This window comes from Saccharothrix xinjiangensis (genome assembly GCF_039527585.1).
Taxonomy (GTDB): Bacteria; Actinomycetota; Actinomycetes; order Mycobacteriales; family Pseudonocardiaceae; genus Actinosynnema; species Actinosynnema xinjiangensis.
In genome coordinates this window covers 1-24,949 of the sequence record NZ_BAAAKE010000050.1, presented here as the reverse complement: position 1 = coordinate 24,949, position 24,949 = coordinate 1, and the positions used below count along the sequence as shown (strand labels likewise).

Below are 24,949 nucleotides of genomic sequence, written 5' to 3'. Positions count from 1 at the left end.
GCCCCGAAGAGCGCCGGTCCCCTGCCCTGAACACGAGCACGCCCCCTCCCGTGCATGGAGCCACCGCAGGACGGGCTCCGCACAGAGAGCAGGTCGTCACTCCTCGTGTTTAAACAACCGTACACCGCATAACTGCGGCTTGGAGCCAAATACGGGAAGGTGACCGGGCACTGGCGGCCGCCAAGCCACGATCAGTAACGGTTCAGGTCGTTGAACAGCGCAAAAGGCCTCCTCGGCCGAGTACGAGGCCAAGGAGTCCGCCGAGGCCCGCTGCGCGAGCGACGCCGACAAGCCGGAGATGCTGCTCCGAGCCGTCGAGTACCGCGACACCGGCGTCCAACGCGTCGACGGTTCGATCGACTCCGCCCGCAAGAGCCTCAAGACCGAGACGGCACGCCGAGTCGCCGAAGCCGCGGCGAATCTCTCACCACTCACCTGGCGAGACCGCTGACAGGCCTCCCGAGACACACGACCACGTCTCGGCACGACAGCAACCATCCGACTTCAGCAGGCCCATCCGCCCCCTCGGTATCCGACCTCCCGAGGACACCGAACGACCACCGATATACGAGACCGGAACGAACCGAATAAAAACGCGTGCCATAGCCTGTAAAGTCCCTGGTCAAGAAGTGTGCTCCCCGCGCGAGCGGGGGTGATCCCAGCACGTGGACGCACGGCTCGGGGTGGGACGTGGTGCTCCCCGCGCGAGCGGGGGTGATCCAACGCCATGATGGCGAAAGCAGTCTGGGACGAAGTGCTCCCCGCGCGAGCGGGGGTGATCCGGGAGGGGATTCCCCACCGGGCTCGCGCCCGGCGTGCTCCCCGCGCGAGCGGGGGTGATCCCCGGCCCTCGACCGGCTCGTCGACCGGCTCCTTGTGCTCCCCGCGCGAGCGGGGGTGATCCGCGGCCCTACCTGACCGAGGAGGACGCCACCGAGGCGGTGCTCCCCGCGCGAGCGGGGGTGATCCCCGGCCCGCGAGCGCCTCGCACGCCCGGATGGCGTGCTCCCCGCGCGAGCGGGGGTGATCCCTCCACGCCCGCGGCGTCGGCATGGAGCGACCTGGGCGGCACCGACGGCGGCGCGCGGCTCAACGTGTGCTCCCCGCGCGAGCGGGGGTGATCCCTCCGCACCGGCTACCTGGGAGATCACCTCCCAGTGCTCCCCGCGCGAGCGGGGGTGATCCGCCCGACTGCGACATCCTCCAGCGCACCGCGTAGTGCTCCCCGCGCGAGCGGGGGTGATCCGGTGTCGGGCCACATGGAGAAGCACCGTCGCATGTGCTCCCCGCGCGAGCGGGGGTGATCCGCCGGACGCGATCGTCACGGCCGCCGCCGACTAGTGCTCCCCGCGCGAGCGGGGGTGATCCCTCACGTACGAGGCGAAGGTTCCCGACGTCTGGGTGCTCCCCGCGCGAGCGGGGGTGATCCCGGCTCGACGTGGTGCTCGCCGAGATGGACCGGGTGCTCCCCGCGCGAGCGGGGGTGATCCGGCGAGGTTCTGGGTGTCGACCAATATGATCGTGTGCTCCCCGCGCGAGCGGGGGTGATCCCCTGAGGGAGCGCGTGAACCAGCGCGCCACGTCGTGCTCCCCGCGCGAGCGGGGTGGTCCGTCGAAACGGGTCCGACGACCGTCGTCGCGGAATCCGATCGTGTCCCTCCTTCGCGGATGCCGACGAACGACCGGCCGCTCTCGGTCATGCCGCACGCCATTGATGTCTCGCCTGTCGAACACATCAGGCGGTCACCGATATACGAGACTGGAACGAACCGAATGAAAACGCACAGATCGGCCTGTAAAGTGCCTGGTCAAGAAGAGTGCTCCCCGCGCGAGCGGGGGTGGTCCCCGCTGGCCGGGCCCCATCGGGAACGCGATCGCGTGCTCCCCGCGCGAGCGGGGGTGGTCCCTCGCCATGGTCTCCGAGCACCAGGAGTGGCTGGTGCTCCCCGCGCGAGCGGGGGTGGTCCCTGGTCGCGGGAGAGGCCGACCGCTGCCGCGTAGTGCTCCCCGCGCGAGCGGGGGTGGTCCGTGGCCAGAAAGTCGCCAACCTTTGCAAGCCAGGTGCTCCCCGCGCGAGCGGGGGTGGTCCCTCGTCCAACGTCAGCTGGCCGACCTCGGTCCGGTGCTCCCCGCGCGAGCGGGGGTGGTCCGGAACAGCGCATCCGGCGCGACCCCGCCGCAGGCGTGCTCCCCGCGCGAGCGGGGGTGGTCCGACGCGTCGGCGCGGCAGCTGTCGGTCATCTGCGTGCTCCCCGCGCGAGCGGGGGTGGTCCGGCGGGCTTGAGGGCGGTGCCTAGTCCGGCAGGGTGCTCCCCGCGCGAGCGGGGGTGGTCCCGGGTCGGGCGCGCCGAAGGGCACCGACGCCGCGTGCTCCCCGCGCGAGCGGGGGTGGTCCGGCGAGGTCGTCGCGGCGGCGTCCGACGCGCGGGTGCTCCCCGCGCGAGCGGGGGTGGTCCACCCTCGGTTTCGCGGATGAACCGCGCGGTTTCGTGCTCCCCGCGCGAGCGGGGGTGGTCCTGCGGGTCTCGAAGTTCAACGCGTCCTCGATCAGTGCTCCCCGCGCGAGCGGGGGTGGTCCGGCGATCGCCGCCGGGCTGGCACCCCACCTGGCGTGCTCCCCGCGCGAGCGGGGGTGGTCCCGCCAGCGACGACATCGCCGGCGGCGACATCGCGTGCTCCCCGCGCGAGCGGGGGTGGTCCGAAGGAGCTGCCCAACAGCGACGCGGCGCAGCTGTGCTCCCCGCGCGAGCGGGGGTGGTCCGGGGACCGAGAGGTCCTTCCGCTTGCGCCACTCGTGCTCCCCGCGCGAGCGGGGGTGGTCCGGTCACCCGGGTGGGCGGGGCGGACGACCGGATGTGCTCCCCAGCGCGAGCGGGGGTGGTCCGGCGGCGCGCTCCGAGCGGGACGCGGCCCGTGCGTGCTCCCCGCGCGAGCAGGGGTGGTCCCGTGTGGATACGGTAAGACCCTGCGCGGCGCCCGCCTAGACGACGGCCGCCGGGTCCACCTGCTCTCCGCGCTCGACACCGACACCGGCATCGTCCTGGCCCAAGTCACCGTGGACGCGAAAACCAACGAGATCCCCGCGTTCGCACCGCTTCTCGACGCCGTCCACACGGTCGTGGGCACCTTGGAGGGTGTGGTGTTCGTCGCCGACGCCCTGCACACCCAAGCCGACCACGCCCGGCAGGTCGCCGCCCGCGGAGCTCACCTGATGACCGCGGTGAAGGGCAACCAGCCGACACTGTTCGCCCAGCTGAAATCCCTGCCCTGGCCGGACATCCCGGTCGGTGACCGCACCCGCGGCCGTGGGCACGGACGCCGCGAGACCCGCACCGTCACAGCCGTCACCCCGCACACCCCCGGCGGCATCGCGTTCCCCCACGCCGAGCAGGCCGTCCGGATCACCCGCAGCCGCACCACCAACGCGAAGACCACCCGCGAAACCGCCTACTTCACCGTGTCCCTGCCCGCCGGCCACGCCCTACCGGCCGACCTGCAGACCTGGATCCGCCGCGAATGGCTCATCGAGAACCAGATCCACCACGTCCGCGACGTGACGCTCCGTGAAGACTCCCACCAAGCCCGCACCGGCACCGGCCCCGCCGTCATCGCCACCCTGCGCAACAGCGCGATCGGCCGGCACCGCACCAACGGCGACACCAACATCGCCCGAGCCCTCCGACACGCCAACCGCCGATCACACGACCTCATCACCGCAGTAACCAGCAGCTATCCCACAACGCAATGACCCTGCCAGCTTGACGATCGTGAGGAACCGTGACTTCCGGTCGACAAGAGTCGCAACCTGACTGTTGGCCGACCCCAGGGCCAGGTTGCCCTCCAGGTGCCCGAGTTCGGTGCGGTGCTCCGCCCCCGGCGGGCGCAGGCTGATCGGCCGGGCATCGATGATCTGCGAGCGCCACTGCCCCTTCACCGTGTGCCGCTTGTGCTTGCGGATCGGGCGACCCGTGCGCAGCCGCGTCGACAACACACGCGGGACCACCTTCCAGCGGGTGGTGTAGGCCGACCGGTAGATCGTCTCGTGGCTGACCCTCATCTCCGGGTCGCCGTCGTGGTGCAGGCGCAGGTGACCGACGATCTGCTCGGGCGACCACTCCTCACCCGACAACGCCACCACCTTCTCCCGCAACCCGGGACGACGAGCGAGCAGACACGGCTTCGGGCGCCTGGCCCGCTCCGACGCCCGCTCCTGCGCCGTGGTCGCCCGATACAGGGCACTCCCGCCGTTGCGAGCCACTTCCCGGCTGACCGTGGACACGGCACGACTCAGGCGTTCGGCGATCGCCCGGAAGGACTCACCGGTGTACAGCCCTCTCGAGATCTCCTCCCGCTCCGCCAGGGCCAGGCTCCCGCCACGCGCCTTGCGGGGCTCGGGAGCGATTCCACCGTGGTGCTTAAGCACGGTGAACACCGAACCCGGAGGCTTGCCGATCCCACGCAAGATGACGCCGATCGACTCCCCGTCCTTCCACCTCCGCCACAGATCAGCCTTCATCTCGTCCGACATCCCCGGCCGGCCCAACTTCGCCACGCACACCCACCTCAACCAGCACTGTTGCTCCGACCGGTTGAATCTGAGGATTGCCCGCCTGCAGCACATGACACTGGGTAACCGGGCATGTGCCGACAGGTACAGTGGTCGGCGCGATGGAGGAAACGGAAGAAGGCTTGGTCGTTCGGCCCGACATCACCGATCGCCTGCCCCAGTACCAGTTGGTCCGCAAGCTTGCGGGCACTTCGGCGAGTGAGGTGTTCCTCGCCCTGGACACCGGGTCCGGGGAACGGGTCGCGCTGAAAGTCGTCGGGCCGGGCCTGCGCGAGCAGCACGACCGGCACGAGCGGTTCGCTCGTGAGTCGGAGATCGCCCTGCGCATGAGCCATCCCCACATCGTGCCCGTCCACGCCGCGGGTGAGTCGGTGGACGGCGAACTGGGGTACCTGGCGATGCGCTACGTCGACGGGCCGAACCTGCTGCGGCTCATCGGCGCCGAGGGCAGGCTGGGCCTGGACAGCACGATCGGGCTCGTTCGCCAGGTGGCCGACGCCCTCGACGCCGCGCACGTCGACGGGGTGGTGCACCGCGACGTCAAGCCGGGCAACATCCTCGTCGAGGACGGCCACGCGTACCTGAGCGACTTCGGCATCGCCAGGCACACCGCGCTCGCCACAGTCACCGCCTCCAACGGGTTCGTCGGCACGTTGTCCTACTCAGCTCCCGAACAGGTCGAAGGCGGCGAGGTCGACCGGCGCGCCGACGTCTACGCCCTGGGTTGCGTGGTCCACCACTGCCTCATGGGCTATCCGCCCCCGAGCGGCGGCAGTGACGAACGTGGCCTGCGCACCGTCCAGCGGCAGGTGCTGCGTCCGTTCGTCGACGCCCCGGTCAGCCGGGCCCTGCTCAAGGCGATGGCCAGGCGACCGGAGGACCGCTACGACAGCTGTGCCGACTTCGTCGACGCGCTGACCGCGGCGGCAACCATCCGCTCGAGGCGGCGGAGGACCACGGTGGTGCTGGGCGCTCTGGCACTCGTGTCGACGCTGGTCGCCGGTTCCGTGCTGCTGGACAGGGGACCCTCGGTCGACCTCACCCACGTCCCGGTGGCGCTGCGCGAGGACTGCTCGGCCGACACCCCGCAACCCGGCTCGGTCGGCACCGTGTCCTGCCGCGCCGTCATCTCGTCGCTGTTCGCCGATGCCGCCGCAGTCGGCACGGCGTTCACCGCGGCCCTCACCCGGGCGGGGACCTCACTACCCGAGGGGGACTGCTACGCGGGCACAGCGGGTGCGCATCGGTATCCGGCCACCGGCCCCGCGCGCGGGAGCGTCCTGTGCCACCTGGACGGGCAGACCGCGGTGGTCGTCTGGACCGACGACGACGCGCGGACCGTCAACCGCGCGCAGGGCGCCGACCTGGCTGGCCTGACCCGTTCGTGGGCGTCGTGGACCGGGTCTGCGCCGCCGGCGTTCCCCACCGACGACGAGCGCGCCCTGCTGGAGGTGGCGGCCGGCACGGAGTGCGTGCGGGACCGGCTCGACCTCGTGACCAGGGCGGTCGCCGGGGTCAGGTGCCAGCCGGCCGGGATCGGGGCCAGGGAGGTCTCCTACTACCGCTACGCCACGGTCGACGCGCTGCGCGAGGACATCGCCGGACGGGCCGAGGCGGTGTCGGCGCCCAAGAGCACGCCGTGCGTCGGCGCGTCGGGGTTCCCGGCCACCGGGCGGCATTCGTGGCGCGGCATCGACCTCGGGCAGGCGGTGTGCCACTCGACCGGGAACGGCAGGCACGCGGTGGAGTGGAGCACGGAGCCGCTGGCGGTGATGGGACGCGCGACCGGCGACCTGCCCGAAGCCGTCGCCGGGTGGTGGGGGCAGTGGCGGGTCGCACCGCTGAGCAGGATCGTCGAGCAAGTCAACGCCCGGTCCACCCCGGCGTTCCCCACCGACGCCGAACGGGAGCTGACCGGTCACATCCCGAAGATATCGAGGGTCGCGTGTACCCGCGCCGACCCGGACCAGAAGTGGCGCGACGTCGGAGCCGTCCCGGCGACCGCGGTCGTGTGCGGCCCGACCGGCGGCGCCGAACTGGTCGCCTACTACCGCTTCGCCGGCGCCGAAGACCTCAAGTCCGCTTTCCTGCCGCGGCCGGACCACCACGTCGCAACCGCGACCGGGAGCAGGCTCGAATCCTGCCTCGTCGACGTCGCCGAGTTCACCGCCGAGAGCGGGTACAGCAGGGGCGGAGCGCAGGGCAGGCTGCGGTGCGTCCAGGACGAGAACACCGGGGAGCGCTCGATGCAGTGGACCGACGACCAGCGCCTCATCATGGTGAGCGCCCGCCGGGGCGCCGCACCGCCGGCCATGGTCGACTGGTGGACCCACGACGCCGGTCCGATCTGACCGCTCATCCGGTGACGGCGCCGTTGATGCCCGTGCCACCCGAGGAACGGGTGCCCGGGGTGCCGGTGGCACGGCCGAACGTGCGCCCCACCTCGACACCGTCATACAGCGCGAACACGTCCATTTGCGTGTTGGCCGCGCCGGTGTAGGAGATCTCCAGGCTCCACGAGTGCGGCAGGCCGTCGCTGGGCACGATCACCGATCGGCGCCACGGCAGCTGCGCAGGCCCTTCCTCAACCACTTCGCTGTCGAGCGCGTACCTGACCAAGTTGATCTCCCCACCGCCGGTGGCGTTGAAGACGAGGGTGCGCGGCGGGCGGTCGGGAAGTGCCGTGGTGGTGATCGTCGTCGTGGTGGTCGTGGTGGTCGTGGTGGTCGTGGTGGTCGTGGCGGTCGTGGTGTCGGGTGGCGCGGCCACGGTGTTCCCGGTCGAACTGGGTGCGGTGCCGCAACCCGCGCAGACGAGGAGCAGGGTGAGGACGACAAGGCGGACGAAGGTCATGCCAGCAAGCTAACGACCTGGGACGTGACCGGTCCGGAGAACGCGATGACACCCTTGACGCGGTCGAACACCACACCCGAAAGGAGGATCGGCAGTGGGCATCCTACGATCGAACAAGCCGGGCGTCCTGGTCGCGCGCGCTCTCGCCGGATCGGTGCTGCGCCCGCCCGACGAAGGACAGCGGCTGCGGTTCGGCCGAGGCGAACCGCCGTCGGTCGACATCCGGCTCGGCGATGACGACCTCCGCGTCAGCAGGCAGCACGGCCTGCTCGAACGACGTGGCGGGTGGTGGTGGCTGACCAACACCGGTCGTTCACCCATCCAGGCGACCGACGGTCTCCGCATGCACGCCGCCGACGACCCCGTGCCACTCAGCCACGGCTACACCACCCTGCTCATCTGGGGCACGGGCAACCGCAAGCACATCCTGGAGGTCTTCATCTCCGGCCACGACGGCACGCTGCCCCCACCGGTTCCCGGCCTCAGCACCCACGCGGGCAGGCGATGGCCCCTCACCGACGACCAACGACTCGTGCTCGTCGCACTGGGCCAGAGGTACCTCCAGCAGGACCGACACCCGCAGCCCCTGTCCCGGGCGCACGTCGCGGCGCTGCTCACCGAACTGCGCCCCGACGAGGGGTGGAACGCCCGCAAAGTGGAGGAGACCGTGATCCGGGTCCGCCAGAACCTCTCGGCCGGCGGTGTCGTCGGACTGACCCGCGAGGAGGTGGGCGAGCCGGTGGGCAACACCCTGAACCACAACCTGCTCACCGAGCTGATCGTAACCACCGAGACCCTCGAACGCGCCGACCTGGACCTGCTGGACTAGGAGACCCGATGCCCCACTCGCACCGAGCGCTCTGGCTGGCCCTGATCCTCGTCCTCGCCTTGATCGTCGCCGCGATCGCCGGTGTCCTGGGTTGGCTCGGCGGCCAGAACCCGCCGACCGCCCTGCTGACCGCGGGCGTGGCGTTCGGCGGGACCGCGACCCTCGCGACACTGCTGCTGCACAGCCTCCAGGACCGACAGCCACCGCTTCCGCACGAGGCGGCGCAGGCGGGAGGACGTGTGGAGCCCCTGCGGTGATCCAGGACGCCAGGACGCATAACGACGAGCGAACGGCCCACGTCCCGACACACCGATCACCGCTCGGTCACCCCTGCCCACCGGACTCCACCGGCCGCTGGGGTGGGACCAAGCCGCTACCACCGCCCCCTGCGGTGACCGAGGCGGAGCCGACCGAGCCGGAGATCGCTCTGCGCGACCTGCCCTGCTACGAGGCGGGCGCGCAGGCCGTCAACCCTAGCGGCACCTGTCGGCCTCATCCCGCGCCTACAGCACGTCCGCAATGCTTCGCGCCGAATCCGGGACACGCGCCCTTGCATGAGCGAGGACGATCCGATCGTGCAAGGCCCCCGCCCGCCCCGATCGCCTCGCGGAAGGACGTGCCCGACCGCAGACATACCCGTCCTTGTACAGGCACCGACGAAGGCCTGTCCTCCTCGGTTGCCGCGTGTACGGTCGACATCCCACCGGTCGAAGACACAGACGGTCACCGATATACGAGACCGGGACAAACCGAATGAAAACGCACAGATCGGCCTGTAAAGTACCTGGTCAAGAAGTGTGCTCCCCGCGCGAGCGGGGGTGGTCCTGCGGGCGGAGGGGATCGAGCGCGTCGTGGAGAGTGCTCCCCGCGCGAGCGGGGGTGGTCCGTCCGAGTCGGTGTTCCTCGCGGCGCTCATCGCGTGCTCCCCGCGCGAGCGGGGGTGGTCCGGCGAAGACCGACTTCACGCCCGCCGAGCTGTTGTGCTCCCCGCGCGAGCGGGGGTGGTCCCGCGTGACCGGCGGTTTCCAGACCGCCGGCCAGGTGCTCCCCGCGCGAGCGGGGGTGGTCCGTCGGTCACCGTGGGCGTGCTCGACACGACGAGGTGCTCCCCGCGCGAGCGGGGGTGGTCCTCTTTGGTCACCGACTACCTCGACACCATGCGGGTGCTCCCCGCGCGAGCGGGGGTGGTCCCCGGTTGTCGACGGCCTACACGGCGTTGGGTGCGTGCTCCCCGCGCGAGCGGGGGTGGTCCGGGGTTCGGGCGGATGAGCCAGGACCTACCACCGTGCTCCCCGCGCGAGCGGGGGTGGTCCCTCCGGGGCGAACTCGCGGTCGAAGCTGCCCAGGTGCTCCCCGCGCGAGCGGGGGTGGTCCCGCGCACGTCGAGGTGGTCGAGGAACTGCGCCGGTGCTCCCCGCGCGAGCGGGGGTGGTCCCACGTACGGGCCGACCATTGCGGTACCGAGGTGGTGCTCCCCGCGCGAGCGGGGGTGGTCCGGCTTCGATGCGCTTGGTGCCGCGCACCTGTTGGTGCTCCCCGCGCGAGCGGGGGTGGTCCGGCGTTCCGGGACGCGGACCTGGACCGGCAGCGGTGCTCCCCGCGCGAGCGGGGGTGGTCCGAAGGAGCCCTCCGTTGGCTGACCAGCCCGCCGGTGCTCCCCGCGCGAGCGGGGGTGGTCCGGTAACGGCCAGATTCTCGACGGTCTCCGAGTAGTGCTCCCCGCGCGAGCGGGGGTGGTCCCCAGTCCGAATCCCCTTGGGTCCTGCTCCCGGCGTGCTCCCCGCGCGAGCGGGGGTGGTCCGGGGCGACGCTCGAAACGCTGTCGAACCCCTCCGTGCTCCCCGCGCGAGCGGGGGTGGTCCGGACTTCCCGGCGCTCGTGCGGTACGCCGAGGAGTGCTCCCCGCGCGAGCGGGGGTGGTCCGGGGCGGATCACCGCGGCCACGGCGTACGACGTGTGCTCCCCGCGCGAGCGGGGGTGGTCCGCTCCGTGCCGCGCCCAGGCGACCCGGTCGGCAGTGCTCCCCGCGCGAGTGGGGGTGGTCCGGACGTGGCGATCAACGCGGCGTCGCGGAACGAGTGCTCCCCGCGCGAGCGGGGGTGGTCCGTCGTCGGGCAGGTCCGGGATGTAGCCGCGGGCGTGCTCCCCGCGCGAGCGGGGGTGGTCCTGACGTGATTGCCAATCCCGATGCCCAAGGAACCACGGCGTGACGTCGCTGAGCAAGGTGATCGAGGCCGCCGATAGCGCCCTGGCCAAAGCCGAAAAAGCGACCGAGGCCCTGGACGTCGCGCTTGACCTCGCCGAAGACGCCCACGCCCTCCTCGGCGACGCCCTGCAGGGCAGCACCACGGGGAACAAAGACGCCATTGTGGCCACCTTCACCGAGGTAACCGACGGCATCAAGGATCTGATCGAGCTCCTGACCGAAGCCGTACGCAGCACCGAGACACTGCGTGCCGGTCTCCTCGGCACCCCGCCACCACAACCCACGGCCAAGCCGCCGCCACTGCCACCCCCACCCCTGCCGCCAGCAGCCTCACCTCCGGCGCCAGGGGTCCCGGCGACGTTGTCTCCGGAGGAGGTAAAGCAGCTGCGCGACGATCTACCGCCAACCGTCGTGTCCAGCACCGGACAGAAAACCCACGGCCGCTGGGTGGGACCGGACGGCACCGTGCGGCCGATTGTCAGCGGCAACGGCCCCGAGGCCGACAGCGCCGCCGTCCATCTCCGGGCACTGCCACTGCCCAGACGCGGCCTGCCCTTCGCCACCTGGCACGCGGAGACCAAGCTCGCCGCCCACATGCGCGACACCGGTACCCGGCACGCCTCCGTCGTGGTCAACAACCCACCCTGCCCCGGTACATTCGGCTGCGAAACACTGGTCGGCTTGATCCTTCCCGACGGCTTCTCGCTGACCATCCACGGTCCCGACGGCTACCACAAGACGATCACAGGAGGACAGCGACCACCGTGGCAACGCTGAACGTCACCTACGACCGGATCACCGGCGAACACCCGTTCACCATCGACACGCACCAGGACGTGGACGTACTCCTGGACCGGTTGCGGGCACTCGCCGACGTCGGGCCGGTGCCGCCACTGGCCGAGGTCGTCGTGGCCGAGGACCCCTTCGGCACACCGTTCCTCTACGTCGGCATCGGCAAGGACTCCGGCTGGGTACGCGAACCCGGGGAACCCGACCGGTGGACCCACGGGGAGCCCGACGCCACAGGCACCATGCTCTACGACTACGTCGGCCACGGCGAGGACATCCCGACCCGCCACATCGTGCCGCTGAACACCGTACGCGCCGTGCTCACCACCTACCTCGACCACAACGGAACCGTGCCCAACGACGACCCGCATCTGCACCCTGTTGCATGATATCCGCCTGGCGCCAGCGACTGTTTGACGAAGATCAGCAGGACGATCGCAGCCAGAATCGACTTCAAAACTGGCGACAAGCCGAGGTAAGTCTCTCTAAGATTTCCTCAGCGAAAGTCAGTGCCAGGTTTTGTTGAGGACGAGGGCAGTTTTGGCGATAGCGCCGATGCGCCTGGGGCTGAGGGCGACGTGCTGCAGGGCGCTCAGTGCCGCCGCGGTGCGCTCGTGCTCCTGGGCGAGGTCCTCCGGTTCCAGGGCGATGTCCTTGCCGTACTGAGCCCTTTCCAACCTCACGTGGCGTTGAGGTGGAGTGCGAGGACGGCTCGGGTCAGGTCGGTAATGCGGGTGGTGGAGCAGCGGAGCCTGCGCAGTAGCCGCCACGTCTTGAGGGTCGACACGGCTCGTTCACCGAGGGCGCGGATGCGGGCGTGGGAGCGGTTGACCGCCTGCTGACCGGGTGAGAGGTTGTGCCACTTGCCGCGGTACGGAATGCGGAGGGGACCGCCCGCGCCTCGATATGCCTTGTCCGCCCAGCACTGGATGCCCGCTGCGGTCAGGGCGTCGACGATGCCGTGGGCGCGGGCCGCGGTGAGGTCGTGAGCTGAGCCGGGCAGCGCGGGTGACGCCCACAGCAGTCGCCCTGCGGGGTCGGCGAGGACTTGGACGTTCATGCCGTGGCGCTTGTGTTTTCCGGAGTAGTACGGCCGGTCGGCGGCGATGCGGTCGATCCGCAGCAGGGTGCCGTCGAGGATGACGTAAGCCTTGCGCGAGGCGACCCGCGTCGCATCGGCGAGATCCGGGGCGAAGTCGGCAAGGACCCGGACGGCTTCGTGGATGTAGCGGCAGACGGTGGCCACGCCGATGCCGAACCCGGCGGCGAGACGGGTGTAGGTGTCGCCGCAACGTAAGTGGGCCAGCACCAGCAGGGCTTGGCGCCCGGGGTCGAGCCTTCGCCACCTGCTGCCGATCCGACGGCGGTGCGCGGCCAGCTGGTGGGCGAGGAACTGCAGATGCGAACTGGACAGGTCGATCGCGGATGGGTAGACAAGCACTCGAAGCTCCTGGCGATGGCCTTGCTCTTGGTCGAGAAGTCATCTACCAGGAGCTTCGCCACGTCTCCACCACGATCGCAGCCCACGCCACCAGGTTGGAAAGGGCTCACTCACAGTGCCCATCCCGCCGGACCCCAGGCCCGGCGTGTCGGGCCGAACACACCAATTTCGAAACAGTCCCGCGGATCTCGTCTGCGGTTGCCGAGTCGTCGAGGTCTTCGGAGATCGTCAGGGCCTGCCGCCAGCAGTCGGCGGCTGCCTCGATCGATCCCGTGTCATGCAGGGCGGTGCCGATGCCTTTCAGGGTGCGGGCCGCGTTCCAGCGGTCCCCGACCTCGTCGTGGACGGCCAGGGCCCGCTGGAATTGGTCGATGGCCTGTTCGTGCCGGTTTGTGCCGAGCAGGACGCGTCCGAGGTTGCCCAGGGCGAAGCCTTCCGCCTGCCTGTGCCCGATGAGGCCGAACAGGTCGAGCGCCTCACCCAGGACCCGTGCCGCATCGTCCCACCGCCCCAGGCCCAGGTAGGTCTCGCCGAGGCTGTGCAGCGTCCACGCCTGGCCCCACCGGTCGTCGGTCCCCCGCCACAGTTCCAATGCCGCGCGCAGGTGCACCAGGGCCTCGTCGGGACGGTGTTGCAGGTAGTGGGCGTATCCCACGTTGCTCAGCGCCTCCCGGACACCCCACTGGTCGCCGATGTCGCGGAAGATGTCGAGCGCCTGCTGCACGTACTCGATCGCCCTCCCGGTCGGGTGCATGCTGAACTCGGCTTCCCGGAGGCAGTGCAGCGTCCACGCCTCGCCGCGGCGGTCCCCGCTCTCCCGGGCCGAGGCCAGGCCGGTGGTCAAGGCGCTGGTCCACTCCCTCCAAGGCTTGTTGAGGAAGAAGAACCCCCACAGCGCGACCGGCAACCGCCAGGCGACCGCATGCTCACCGCAGTCGGACGCCTGCCGGATCGCGGCCATCAGGTTGACGCGTTCACGGTCACACCAGCGCGCTGCCCGGTGCCGGTCGGGGAAGAGGACGGGTGGCGGGGCGGCGGTGGTGTGGCCGAGCGTCACGCAGTACGACCGGCAGGTCAGCAGGTGGTCGGCGGCGTCGGCCATGAGCAGGTACCACTCCAGCAAACGACGCACTGCGGCCGTCCGCTCGGTCGCCTCCTCCAACTCGGCGTTCTCCACCGCGTACAGCCACAGCAGGTCGTGGAACCCGTAGCGCTCCCGATCGACCTCGTTGAGCAGACCGGCATCCACCAGCACGTCCAGCAGTCTTCGGGCCTCACGCTCCGGCACGCCGGCCAACGCGGCGGCGGCCGGGACCCCGAACTCCGGACCGGGGTGCAGACCAAGCCTGCGGAACATACCCGCCGCGGCGGCGGGCAGTTGCCGGTAGGACCAGGAGAACGCCACGCGCACGGCCACGCCCCCGTCGGTGGCGGTGGTCAGCAGGTCCAGCCGGTGCCGTTCGGCATCGAACTGGTCGACCAGGTCGGCGATGGTCCGGTACGGACTCCTCGTGACCCGCTCGGCCGCGATCCTCAGCGCCAGCGGCAGGCGCGCGCACAGGCGCGCCAGTTCACCGGCGGCTGCCGGCTCCGCGTTCAACCGGTCCACCCCCACGGCAGTCCCCAGCAGCGCCACCGCGTCCGCCGGGGGCAGCGCCGCGAGCGCGATCCGCCGCGCGCCCGTCACCGCGACCAGCCCGGCGAGGGTGTTGCGGCTCGTGACGACGACCGCACATGTGGAGGAGCCGGGCAGCAGGGGGCGCACCTGCTCGTCGTCGACCGCGTTGTCCAGCACCACCAGGACCCGGCGACTCGCCAGCAGCGACCGGTACGACGCGGCCAGCTCGTCCACCTGCCCGTGAACCCGATCGGACGCGCCCCCCAGTGCCCGGACGAACGCGTCGAGCGCCTGGTATGCGGGCATCGGAGGAGCCGCGTCGAACCCGCGCAGGTCCACGTACAGCTGGCCATCGGGGAACCGATCGCTCTCGCGGTGCGCCCAGTGCACGGCCATGGCCGACTTGCCCACCCCCGGAGAGCCCGAGACCACGGTGATCGCCACAGCCGCGCCCGCCGCGAAGGGCTCGTCGAGTTGCCGCAGTTCGTCGACGCGACCGGTGAAACCGGGGACGTCGAACGGCAGTTGTCGGGGAACGGGCAGGACCGGCTCGGCGAAGCGGTGGAAGTGCACGCCGCCGTGGACGTGACCGGCTTGGACCAGCGCACCGGTATCGCCGGAAAACAGGTTCCGCGTGTCGTCACCCTCGCGCACCCACCCATCATCGGGGCCGCAGGCGCCGCGCGGAAGCATCGATCCGAAACGGCGCCACAGGAACACCCGGCCGGGGTCCACGCCGAGCGCGTTGAGGAAGCCACGCACCGCGACCACCGAATCGAGGGGATGGCCGTCGGGGCTGTAGCCCCGCAGGTCGACGACAACCGCCCGTCGGGGGACCGGTCGATGTGCCGGTAGACCCGGTACAGCGCGAGCCAGGTCTTGCCGATGCCGCCCGCCCCGCCCAGCGCGGTCGAGGCGAAGCCGTGGCGGTCGAAGACCACCTCACCGGCGTGCACCGCCATCCGCAGCCGGACGCGCTGGGCCGCGGGGCTGTGCCGTTGTGGTCCCGCAACGCCTCCACCAGCGTTGCCTTGGCGTGGTGCGGGGGTACCAACAGGAACACGCCGTCGCCGCGGTCCTCGTGGTAGCAGTCCTCCCACGGCACCCCGGCCACGTCCAACGCCTCGGCGAGCACCCGGTACAGCGCCGCCCGGGTGCCCACCTGGTGGGGCAGCGTCCGGTGCCGGTCACCGAACCCCTCCACGTCCACCACCACGATCGTGCGGTGCACGGCCTGACCCGAACCCACCATGCCGGCCCCCGCAGCAACCCGCCGGATCTCTCGACCGATCCGGTTTGCCGCACGACCGACCGCCGTCCACCGCGACCCGACACGAGCATCGCCCGATCGGCCGCACGAATCCACTCGCACGACCAAGCGACGGCACGTACGGCCTCACCCGATCAGGTGCCCGGGCCTGTTTCCCAGATCGACACGTGCTTGGTGCTCCCGGCCGTGAACTCCGAGCGGTCCCAGTCCGCCCAGCGGTACTTCAGGCTCATCCCGGCGATGCGCGCCATGAGGTCCATCTCGGCCGGCCAGGCGTACCGGAAGGGGATCCGGCGGAACCGTCCCATTCCGTCCGCCGACACGGTGACGTGGTTCGACGTGAACTCCTGCGTGACGACGTCGTACTGGTCGAAGCCGACGTAGCCACCGGCACCGGCGCCGGGCGCCACCGCGAACGGGACGGTGTCCTGCCCGGGCGGCAGGCGACGCAGGTCCGGCAGGCCCACCTCGACGACGAACAGCCCGCCCGGCCGCAGGTGGGCGGCCGCGTTGCGGAAGACGTCGACCTGCCCGGGCATGACGCCCATGCCCTGCTCTCCGTGTGAGCGGAGGGCGATTGCCTACGTCCACCCGCAACCTATTCCACTCCGCAGACCCTGCCATCAGGGCAGGACACCGCTGCGCAGCGGTAGTGAGGGCGTAGGCATCGCCACCGCCCGGGTCAGCGTGGTCATCGCCTACTTCGCCAGCACCATCCTCGCCATCTGCATCCCCGGCCCTGTTTCGGCCAGCCGCATATTGCTTCGAAAGTGTTCGCTTGCCTGCACTTCAAGTCGCTGACCAGCAGTTTTACTGCTCAACGGAAGGCAACCACGCACTTTCGGTTCAATAGGTGTAGCGGCATGCTCTTGAGTCCGCCTGTCTTTGGCTTCAGTACTCCTCGCAATCCGGACAAGGCGACACCCAGCCAATGGTTCGTTCTGGACACCACTCCCACGAACAAACGCCACACGGCACCGGGCTTCCCGGCGCGGCAGGTGGTCCGGCGGTCGCTACTGTGCGTTGCGTGACGGCGCGAGGCTGAGCAATCCGCAGCCGTATGCCTTGGCTCGACCGATGCCTGTGATCAGGGCATGGGTGAACGCGGTGCGGTCGGTGACGACGAGGTGGCCGTCGAAGCGGACGGGGTCGACGGTGATGGTCGCTTCGTCCTTGCGGCCTGTCATCCTAGGAACCGGTGAAGGGGCGACGTCGGGTTGGCCGTCACGCGCGGTGGGAATGATGAAGCCGTGCTGCTCGCCCTTGCCGATGAGCCAGCCGATCTGGTCTTCGGATTTGTGGTGTGCCACGCGACGGGTTTTGCCCTTGAGGTTGACCGGGCGGGTGTCCTGGGTGGCGTTGGCGAGCAGCCGGAACGACAGTCTGCGTCCCGGGGTGATGGCGTCGAGGACCGGTTGGAGGGGGCGGACCTCGGTGGCCGTGGTGGTGTAGCCGCGGGGAAGCTTGGACCAGGTCGGTTCGGGCCGGCTCTGGACGTAGACGGTGTAGCCGGTATGGGTGGGGTCGAGTCGCCAGAGCACGCCATGGGCCTGGCGGGCGGGGACGTCGCCGTCGATGGCGGGGTAGAGGGACATGACGGTGCGGTGCAGGTCGTGGATGTTGGCGAAGTCGCGGCGGAACTCGCGGGACCTGACGTTGATCGTCAGTTTGGTCAGGAACACGAGGTCTCTCCTGTGCGGATCATCTCGTCGGTGAGGTCGGTGCTGGCGACCAGTATGTGGCGGGTGCGGAAGGTTCGGCGGGCGATGCTGACCGGGTGGTCGTGCCGGGGTTCAGCGCGTGGTGTGGCGGGGCCGCAGTCGGTGACGGTGCGCAGCGGTGCGCGGTCGGTGTTGAGGCGTTCGGCCTTGCGGGTGTCGGGGTCGGTTTCCAGCCAGGGGTGGGTGGCGATGACCGTATCGGCGGGTTCTGTGCTCAGTGCCCGGTTGGTGAGCAGCGGGCGGGCCGGGACGAAGGCCCGGCGTCCGAAGAACAGCGGCCAGTGTGGGCGGTCGACCCGGTCGTTCAGTTCTTCCAGCAGAACCGGGTCGCCTTCGAGGACGACGAGGAACAGCGCGTCGGCGAGGTAGTAGCGTTCGCTGACGACGGTGCGGTGTCCCCTGCCTTCCGTGGTGGGCACGTTCCCGGTGGTGTGGTAGTCGCGTTCGAGGATGCCTTCGCGGTCGACCCGAACCGCCATGCGCAGGGCCGCGAGCCGCTCGGTCGCCTGGTCGTCTTCGCGGTGTTTGCCCAGTGCCGCGGCGAGCAGCCCCACTACACCGGATTTGGTGGGTTCGAGGGTGGTATCGCGGATGATGCCGCGCGAGCGGGTGCCCCACGATTGCAGTGGTGCGTCGAAGCACAGTGCCAGGGAGGTGGTCATGCGGTCGCCGCGGTCAGCAGTCGGTCGGTGAACTCGTCGACACCGGTCACGATCTCCCCCTCCGGCAGGTGCTTGAGCGCTCCGGTGACCGAGGCGCCCACCACCGCGCGCAGTCCGGTGCTGCCGTAGAAGTCGCGCAGCCGCGTGAAGTGCTCGGTGAGGCGGTCGGTGGAGGCGGCCATGAGGTCGATGTCGGTGACCGGCTTGAGGAAGGCGTTGGCCAGGTTCCAGGCGCCGGTGTCCCGTACCACGCCGAGCAGGGTGTCGGGCATGGTGCGTGCGGCGGTGGAGTTCTGCTTGCCGCCGGGCACGGCGTTGACGAACGCGTGCAGCCAGGCGGTCACGCCGCGGGTCGCCAACTGCGTGTCGTCGCCGAGGTTGCGGGCCAGTTGGGCCAGGTCGACGTTGGCGTAGCGGTAGTAGCAGGCGGAGTTGAAGTCGACGGTGCCGATCATGTCGGCGCCGGAGTCCTCGGTCGGCTTGAGGTCGTCGACCGCGGTGTAGAAGTCGAACTCGTTGACCACCGCATGGGTGGACAGGGCGTGGGCGACCTGCGAGGCGGCGTCGACGTTAAAGTCCTTGTTGTCGGCGATCATCCGTCCGAACAGCGCCACGTCGACCGCGCGGCTGCCGTCGAGGATGCGCTTGGCCTCGGCGGAGGTGGTCTTGTCCGGCTTGGCCTTCGCGCCCTTCTTCTCGATCTTGGCCATCGCCTCCCAGTTGGCGGTGCAGTACTCGGCGAGGTGCTCGATCGAGGAGCGCCCGACGAAGAGCAGGTACTGCGTCAACCCTTTGCCGGCGTCGACACCGAACCCGAGGTGGCCGAGTGCGGCGATCACGATCTCCCTGGCCTGGGACTCCTCCCGGCCCCGGGTGACCAGCAGATCGGTGGTGCTGTCGACCAGGCGCTTGGTCCTCACGCCCGTTTCGTCGGTGTCCAGACCGTGGTCGTTGAACAGCAGGCGCGCGGCGCGCTTGAGTGACTGGCTGGAGATCCTGGCCCGGGTATGTCCGCCGAAGGTCGCGGTCTTGGGCTGGCCGACGTCGTCGCGGTTGAGGTTGCTGACCGGGAAGGACTGGAGCAGGTGCAGTTCGAGGATCACTTCTGGTCTCCGGATTCGGATTCGTCGTTGTCGGTGGCCTGGCTGTCCGCGCGACCGTTCTTGAGCGGGACGTGGTACTCCCGAGCCCAGTACAGGCGGATCTGGTGCGCGTGGTCACCGCGGTAGTCGTCACCGAGCAGGACGATCAGGTCGTCGAGCAGTTGGTGGTGGTCGACGGGGATGTCGTGCGAGGCCAGCAGGCGGATGGTTTGTCGCAGGTGGTGGGGCAGGGCGTCCCGGTCGCGGGCCAGCAGCTGGGTGAAGCGTCGATCGGCGGTGGCGCCGGTCCTGGCCTTCAGCTCGCCCATGGACGCACCGAGGGTCCGGCGGCCCTTCCTGCTGCGCGGTGGCTGCGGGTTGAGCGCGAACAACCCTGCCACCAACAACCACACCTCCTGCTCCGACCGCGGGGGGTCGTGGGGAAAGACGTACTCGAACGCGTCGGCCTGCTGCCGCGCTCCGGAGAACATGCGGCGCATCCTGGCCAAGGCCTGTCGGCATTCCCCTGCGTACCTGGGGTTTTTCGATCGGGTGCCGCGTTCGCGGGCGTAGAGGCTGTCGACGAACGCCTGCCGGCGATCTCGAACGGACATCGGCTCGCTCATTCCTCCTCCCGGGGGATGTAGTTGCGCACCTCGTGGTCGAAGGTGCGGACCAGCGTGATGAGGCGGTTGAGGAACCGGTCGAGGTACTTGGCCATCAGCACGATGTCGGCCGCCTCTGCCTGAGCACCGCCTGCCCAGCGTTCGGCCGCGCGCTGCGCGGTGCGTCGCACGTGGCTCGACCACGTGGTGACCGCCTCTGTCGAGGCCGCGCCTGCAGGCCACACCTCGCCCAGATCGGTGATCAGGGTGGTGAACCGTGCGGTCAGCTTCGGCCAGTAGTCCAGGTCGAGGGTGCTCGACGGTGCGGCGCGCTTGTCCTTGCGGTAGTCGCGTTCCATGTGGCGAAGCGCCGCGCCGGCGTTGTCAGCCAGGGTGATCGCCGTGCCGATCAAAGCGCCCAACACCTCGTCATCGGCGCGTAACAGGGTGACCGGAGCGGGCACCTGGTCCTCCAAGTACGCTTCGACCACCGAGTTGTTGTCGTCCAACTGCTGGCCGAACACCCGCAGCGTGTACACCGCCTTCGCCGGGATGTGTCCCTGGGCGACGTGGTCGGGGATCGCGTGCAGCGTCCTGGGCCTCAGCCGGGACCTGTTCTCCTCGCGCCGGTCGGACAGCAGCAGCTCGACGCTGTGCCGCCACACGCCGCGGACCGGGTGCAGGCGCACCGGCAGCAACGGTTTGTCCCGCATCGGTTTGCCGTTGGTGCCGACCGGCTTGCGGAACGCCGCCATCTTCTCCTCGTCGGCCTGCGAACCGTCATACCGGTCACCGGGGGTGAGCACGACGCCGTTGACCACGTGCCGGCCGTCGGCCTGGTCGTGGAAGAGCAGGACGCGGCGCGACGGCCAGGTCAGCAGATCCGTCCATCCCCGTGCGGTGCGCGACGTCCTCGGCTCGCCCGAGGGAGGGTGCGCCTGTTCCCACACCGGGTGGTCATCCGGCCACGTCCCCTCCGGGCGTTCGAGTTCCGGCCGGTAACGCAAGGTGTTGAGCAGCAGGGTTTCCTTCAGCGTTGCGCCTTCGACCAGCACCACCCCCATCGTGTTGCACGGGGCCTTCTGCGACGACTTGTCCTTGGTGAAAGGCGTCTTCATCCCGCCCGGGTCGAAGGCCTGGGTGGTCACCAACCACCGGGCTGCCTCCGCGGGTGTCATGGTCGCCCGGTCGGAGGCCGTGGTGTGGTCGAACAGGGTGACCTTGTTGCCCACCGCGCGGTGCGGCACGAGCTTGAACGGGGTGCTCGGCGCCAGTCTCGCCAGGTCGGGGCACTGGAAGAACGGGCGCTCCGGGTCGAACAGGTCGAACCGTGAGGTCTTGTCGGCCAAGTACTCGCGCAGCGGGGCTTCGGGCAACGCCGTCGCCTTCCACAACGCGCCCCAGTCCTCCTCAGTCGGAGGTCCGTACGCGCGGTGCAGCAGGGCGAGCACCAGGCGGTGCAGTGCCGCGGTCATCGGCGGTGTCTCGCCGGTGATCCGCCGCAGTTCGTGAGCCCGGAGCAAGACCTGCTCCAACCCGAGTTCACGTGCGTGCCCGCTGTCGTCGAGCACGGGCACCCACCGCTCGGTGAGCAGGTCGAATCTGGAGCCGGTCACAGGTCTTCATCGGTGTACACACCGAACTCCTTGTCATAGTGCAGCATGCTGTCCCCCACCCGGCAGCATCCGTTGTCGAACACCAGTGCCCGGTGGTGGCTCAACCACGGTTGTGCGGCGAACGCCGCCGGCACCCTGTCCTCCCGCAGCGCGCGCACCACCGCCGCGGACACCCCGTCGGGCGCCGACAGCAGCGCGGTGTCGTCCAGCACCTGGGCCACCGCCGAGGGCGACAGCCACTCCCCTGCCAGGTCAAAGGACTCGGTTCCCGACACCGTGGTCACCGCACCGGATGACGGGTCACGCTTGAGCAGGGCCACGACGACCGTCGTGGCCAGCGGTTCAGGTTGCCCGGTCACGTCGCTTCCCACCGGCTCTGAGGTTCCTGGGGTGTTTCGGAATGTCGGTCATCTCGTTCAGCTGCTCGATCGCCATCGGCATGGGCACGTACCACTGGCGTGCCTGCTCCCTTTGCGCGTCAACGTCCTTGCGGTAGCTCTCCTGCGATGCGCGCCACGACGTTTCCCACCCGGCCGGGCAGTCAACGGCGTCAGCCGGCCCGTACACCGCATCGACCAGGCCGGAGACGTCGTCCGGACAGACGATCACCGACCGGTCACGCAGCACCACCCACGTCCGGGTCAGCACATGGGTGGAGTACACCCCGTGCAGGTACCTGGGGAACTTCGGTCCTGCGGGCGTGTCGGTGACACCGGTAATGCCCAGCACCAACTCGCCACGCCCGTCACGGCGATGCCGATGGACCCGGCCGGCGCGTTGGATCAGCAGGTCGACGGGCGCGAGATCGGTCAACATCGCGTCGAAGTCGAGGTCGAGACTCTGTTCCAGCACCTGCGTGCCGACGACGATCGCGTGGGGTCGCTTGCCCTCGCGCCCGAACCAGCACCGCAACCTCGTCTCGATCCGACGGCGCTGGGCGTTGCTCATCTCCCCGTGCAGCAGGACGATCTTCGGCCTGGCAGCCGGAGCCAGCTGTTCGACCGCGTCGCACACCGCCTGGTAGGTGGCTTTGGCGCGCGACCTCATGTTGTGCACCGCGGCCACGGCACGCCCGCTGCCGGCATGGTCGATCAACCAGTCGACCACCTCGTCGTCCGTGACGCCCTTGTCCAGGACCACGCGGCGGTGGGAGTTCAACTCCGACACACCGACCTCCAGCACCCGCGCCGAACCGCGCCCCGCGACGGTCACCCTCGGGTAGACGGCGACGCCCTCCTCCGCCGGAACCCTGGACGGCGGGCACCCGAGCACACCGGCTTGCCAGGCGACGACCAGCTCGCGACGCCGACTCGACGGCAGGGTGGCCGACAACATCACGACCGATCCACCCAGGCAGCCCAGCCACATCAGCAACCGATCCAGCAGCGCCGACATCTGCGTGTCGTAGGCGTGGACCTCGTCGAACACCACGACCTTGTTCGACAACGCGGTCAACCGCACGAACAGGTGCCCGGACCGCACCACCGCCTTCAGGGCCTGGTCCAGCGTGCCCACGCCGAAACTGGCCAACAAGCTCTTCTTGTGCGTGAACCACTCGCGGGCGGCGACGTCGGAGTCGTTGGCGTCATCCCGTCCGATGTCGGAAGGCTCGACAGCACGCTCCTCCAGAAACGCCTTCGCGTCGGAGTGGACCAGCTTCACCGCAGTCGAGTCGCCCAGTCTCCCCAGTAGTCGTTCGACCTCACCGAGGAACTGGTGACTGGTGGCCTTCGTCGGCATTCCCACGTAGGTCCCGCTCAACCCCAGGTTGCCGACCAGGGTCGCGGCGGCCTGCAACGCCAGGTTCGTCTTGCCCTCGCCCGTCGGGGCCTCCACCACCAGCATCGTCGGCGAGGTCCGGTCGGCCACCAGCGACTCGACCGTCCGCTGCACCGGCCGGACAGTGTCGAGCTGGGGGAACAACGCCTCGAACGACGTCTCCGGAGGAGGCTTCCAGGGCTGCAAACGGGCCTTGTCCAGTGCTTCGCGGGCATTGGCGCGTGCTTGTGCCACGTAGCCGACCAAGTCGAACGCCCCCTGAGGCGAGGTGTAGTTCGAGGTGTCGGAGGCGATCCAATCGCTCACCGACGCCAGCGCCGCCAGCCCCACCGCCGCCTCGACACCCAGCCGCACCTCCGCCCACGGCAAGGATCCGGGTTCAGCCAGCCCCAGGGCCGCCGCCACGTCGAGCGCCATGCCGTCACGCCACGCGGCCCACCGCCGTCCTCCGTGGTCGTTGACCTCGTTGTTCGCCTGAGCGATCTGGTCGGCAGCGGGGAAGTAACCGTGGTGCCCTCCCAACGCTGCCGCGATCATCGACGCGCAGGGAAACCCCATTCCCCACCGCGTCAGCATTTCCCGCACATGCAGCGCCGTCACGGTCCCGTGCGGCGTGTCCACCCGGGGCACGCCTTTCGGCCGCTCCAAATACCGCACATCCGCGGCAACGATCACATCTAGCCGCTCCGTGGCGAGATCGGCACGGAGCGCCTGGAACCCAGGCGTGTACTTCCCCAGGTCGTGGAGGCCACAGAGCAGCGCTATCCAGCCATCGGGGTCGTCCAGCACAGAGAAGGCGCCTCGCAACGCCGTCAAGCACACCGGCCCCAACAGCGTCGGCATCAACCGCTCGGCGACGGCCGTCGTGTCCACGATATGGCAGACCAGAGGATGAGGCGGTCGAGCCCCGGACGCCTTGCCCCAAGCACCCCACACAGGAGGCGACTCCACAAAGGCTCACCTTTCACAATTGCGACTCGCACGTCCCCGAGTTCCAGGCTGGACATACAAGCAGATCGCCTGCGAGAACTCCAATTCGATCGCCAAGGCCAGCCACCCAGCGCCGAGGTTCACCCGAATGTCGCAATGAACTAACCTACGGTCCAGTTCAACTGGCCATAAGTTCAGATAATCACACGTTGATGATTTTTCCGCAAAAATGCGCCCCTTCGCGGCCACTCCTTGAGCCTTTTACCCTCAGACTCGAAGAGATCGCACACGTCCAGCGCAGGACGGGCTGCCGCCTTCCGCCACCGCCTCCGGGCGCGGACGGCAGCCCGTCCTGTCAGGTCACTCGATCAGTCGATCGAGGAACTTGACGGCCGTCATGCACGCGGGAACGAAGGCGGCGACCATCGTGCCGACAGCGACCGCCCCAGCCATCGGCGGCTGAACGAATTGAGCAGCACAGAACCATGCCCCGAACCCCGCCACCAGTACGAGAGGGACAGTCAACAGCGCCGCCCCCAGAAAGATGAGGAACGCTCTCCCCGTCATCAGCCCTGCGCGTCCACAAGACGCGCCAGGATCGCCGCCCTCCTCGAGCAGCCCGCTCGCAATGCCCTGAGCAGGTAACATACGCTCACTTCCTTTCGTTGGGTATGCATCCCGGGAGGAAGAAGGACGGCCTCTCCGCTGACATCGGAGGGGCCGTTCGTTCGAGCCCTCGACCGTCCTTCAAGACGATGACTCCATCGCCTCCTCACCCCTGCTCGCACAGGGAAAGCCCCAGTACACGCACCAGCTGCACGTGACGGCCTGGGCCACCCCCACCTGGAGCCCGCAGCAGTAGGCGCCGATGGGGAATCGCGATCCCCTCTTGGTCAGACTGCTGTGAGACACCTCGTGTGAGTGGGGGTCCTGACCAAGGGCGGGATCGGAGATCCTTGTGCGCGTGTCCACGTCATCCGA

Annotated in this window: 18 protein-coding genes, 3 pseudogenes and 3 CRISPR repeat arrays; of the genes and pseudogenes, 7 read left to right on the top strand and 14 right to left on the bottom strand. The window is 69.7% G+C overall.

Features of this window, described 5'->3' with window-relative positions; translation table 11 throughout:
- Positions 1–247 precede the first annotated feature (247 nt).
- Both ABD223_RS42130 and ABD223_RS42125 read left to right on the top strand, forming a co-directional pair.
- Positions 248–451 (top strand): annotated as a pseudogene (locus tag ABD223_RS42130) (HD domain-containing protein); the annotation flags it as partial.
- Positions 452–631: 180 nt separating this feature from the next.
- Positions 632–1,612: a CRISPR direct-repeat array (repeat unit 28 nt).
- 204 nt (positions 1,613–1,816) lie between these two features.
- Positions 1,817–2,822: direct repeats of the CRISPR family, unit length 28 nt; unit sequence GTGCTCCCCGCGCGAGCGGGGGTGGTCC.
- A gap of 95 nt (positions 2,823–2,917) precedes the next feature.
- A complete protein-coding gene (locus tag ABD223_RS42125; protein ID WP_417750557.1) occupies positions 2,918–3,748 on the top strand; it encodes an ISAs1 family transposase in 831 nt (276 codons plus the stop codon).
- 3 nt (positions 3,749–3,751) lie between these two features.
- Here the strand turns inward: ABD223_RS42125 and ABD223_RS42120 are convergent.
- Positions 3,752–4,552, bottom strand: a pseudogene (locus ABD223_RS42120) (IS30 family transposase); the annotation flags it as partial.
- Between the two features lie 137 nt (positions 4,553–4,689).
- Between ABD223_RS42120 and ABD223_RS42115 the strand changes: the two are divergent.
- Positions 4,690–6,918: a serine/threonine-protein kinase gene (locus ABD223_RS42115; RefSeq protein WP_344043730.1), complete on the top strand. Its 2,229-nt coding sequence runs from the start codon at positions 4,690–4,692 to the stop codon at positions 6,916–6,918.
- A gap of 4 nt (positions 6,919–6,922) precedes the next feature.
- On the opposite strand, the gene ABD223_RS42110 is transcribed toward ABD223_RS42115, so the two are convergent.
- Entirely contained in the window at positions 6,923–7,420 is a 498-nt protein-coding gene (locus ABD223_RS42110) for a hypothetical protein (RefSeq protein WP_344043728.1), read from the bottom strand.
- A gap of 94 nt (positions 7,421–7,514) precedes the next feature.
- On the opposite strand from ABD223_RS42110, the gene ABD223_RS42105 reads away from it, so the two are divergent.
- The 4 genes from ABD223_RS42105 (at position 7,515) to ABD223_RS42090 (ending at position 11,633) form a co-directional block, all read left to right on the top strand.
- Entirely contained in the window at positions 7,515–8,249 is a 735-nt protein-coding gene (locus ABD223_RS42105) for an FHA domain-containing protein (protein ID WP_344043726.1), read from the top strand.
- Positions 8,250–8,257: 8 nt separating this feature from the next.
- Positions 8,258–8,506, top strand: coding sequence for a hypothetical protein (locus ABD223_RS42100; RefSeq protein WP_344043724.1), 249 nt, complete (start codon positions 8,258–8,260; stop codon positions 8,504–8,506).
- A 540-nt stretch (positions 8,507–9,046) separates the two neighbouring features.
- A CRISPR array of direct repeats spans positions 9,047–10,416; the repeat unit is 28 nt; unit sequence GTGCTCCCCGCGCGAGCGGGGGTGGTCC.
- A 39-nt stretch (positions 10,417–10,455) separates the two neighbouring features.
- A complete protein-coding gene (locus tag ABD223_RS42095) occupies positions 10,456–11,232 on the top strand; it encodes a DddA-like double-stranded DNA deaminase toxin (protein WP_344043722.1) in 777 nt (258 codons plus the stop codon).
- Positions 11,220–11,633, top strand: coding sequence for an Imm1 family immunity protein (locus ABD223_RS42090; RefSeq protein ID WP_344043720.1), 414 nt, complete (start codon positions 11,220–11,222; stop codon positions 11,631–11,633). The genes ABD223_RS42095 and ABD223_RS42090 overlap by 13 nt, the downstream gene beginning before the upstream one ends.
- A gap of 117 nt (positions 11,634–11,750) precedes the next feature.
- Here ABD223_RS42090 and ABD223_RS42085 read toward each other — a convergent pair whose 3' ends face one another.
- The 12 genes and pseudogenes from ABD223_RS42085 to ABD223_RS42025 form a co-directional block, all read right to left on the bottom strand.
- Positions 11,751–11,927 (bottom strand): hypothetical protein, encoded by a 177-nt coding sequence (locus tag ABD223_RS42085; RefSeq protein ID WP_344043718.1) that lies wholly within the window; start codon positions 11,925–11,927, stop codon positions 11,751–11,753.
- Entirely contained in the window at positions 11,924–12,685 is a 762-nt protein-coding gene (locus tag ABD223_RS42080; protein WP_344043716.1) for a transposase family protein, read from the bottom strand. The genes ABD223_RS42085 and ABD223_RS42080 overlap by 4 nt, the downstream gene beginning before the upstream one ends.
- Positions 12,686–12,791: 106 nt before the next feature.
- Entirely contained in the window at positions 12,792–15,074 is a 2,283-nt protein-coding gene (locus ABD223_RS42075) for an ATP-binding protein (RefSeq protein WP_425564101.1), read from the bottom strand.
- A 633-nt stretch (positions 15,075–15,707) separates the two neighbouring features.
- Positions 15,708–16,106: pseudogene (locus ABD223_RS42065) on the bottom strand (SAM-dependent methyltransferase); the annotation flags it as partial.
- 480 nt (positions 16,107–16,586) lie between these two features.
- Positions 16,587–17,255 (bottom strand): type I-E CRISPR-associated protein Cas6/Cse3/CasE, encoded by a 669-nt coding sequence (gene cas6e, locus ABD223_RS42060; protein ID WP_344043714.1) that lies wholly within the window; start codon positions 17,253–17,255, stop codon positions 16,587–16,589.
- Positions 17,246–17,956, bottom strand: a complete 711-nt coding sequence (gene cas5e / locus ABD223_RS42055) for a type I-E CRISPR-associated protein Cas5/CasD (protein WP_344043712.1) — start codon at positions 17,954–17,956, stop codon at positions 17,246–17,248. The genes cas6e and cas5e overlap by 10 nt, the downstream gene beginning before the upstream one ends.
- On the bottom strand, positions 17,953–19,059 hold the full coding sequence (gene cas7e, locus ABD223_RS42050; RefSeq protein WP_344043710.1) for a type I-E CRISPR-associated protein Cas7/Cse4/CasC: 1,107 nt from the start codon (positions 19,057–19,059) through the stop codon (positions 17,953–17,955). The genes cas5e and cas7e overlap by 4 nt, the downstream gene beginning before the upstream one ends.
- Positions 19,056–19,652 (bottom strand): type I-E CRISPR-associated protein Cse2/CasB, encoded by a 597-nt coding sequence (gene casB, locus ABD223_RS42045; RefSeq protein ID WP_344043708.1) that lies wholly within the window; start codon positions 19,650–19,652, stop codon positions 19,056–19,058. Before casB ends, cas7e begins: the two co-directional genes overlap by 4 nt.
- A gap of 8 nt (positions 19,653–19,660) precedes the next feature.
- Positions 19,661–21,259, bottom strand: a complete 1,599-nt coding sequence (gene casA / locus ABD223_RS42040) for a type I-E CRISPR-associated protein Cse1/CasA (protein ID WP_344043706.1) — start codon at positions 21,257–21,259, stop codon at positions 19,661–19,663.
- Complete coding sequence (locus ABD223_RS42035; protein ID WP_344043704.1) at positions 21,256–21,579, bottom strand: hypothetical protein; 324 nt, start codon at positions 21,577–21,579, stop codon at positions 21,256–21,258. The genes casA and ABD223_RS42035 overlap by 4 nt, the downstream gene beginning before the upstream one ends.
- Positions 21,580–21,601: 22 nt before the next feature.
- Positions 21,602–23,974 carry a CRISPR-associated helicase Cas3' gene (gene cas3, locus ABD223_RS42030; protein WP_344043702.1) on the bottom strand — a complete coding sequence of 791 codons (2,373 nt, stop codon included), beginning with the start codon at positions 23,972–23,974 and terminating at the stop codon, positions 21,602–21,604.
- A gap of 354 nt (positions 23,975–24,328) precedes the next feature.
- On the bottom strand, positions 24,329–24,616 hold the full coding sequence (locus ABD223_RS42025; RefSeq protein ID WP_344043699.1) for a hypothetical protein: 288 nt from the start codon (positions 24,614–24,616) through the stop codon (positions 24,329–24,331).
- Between the last annotated feature and the right edge of the window lie 333 nt (positions 24,617–24,949).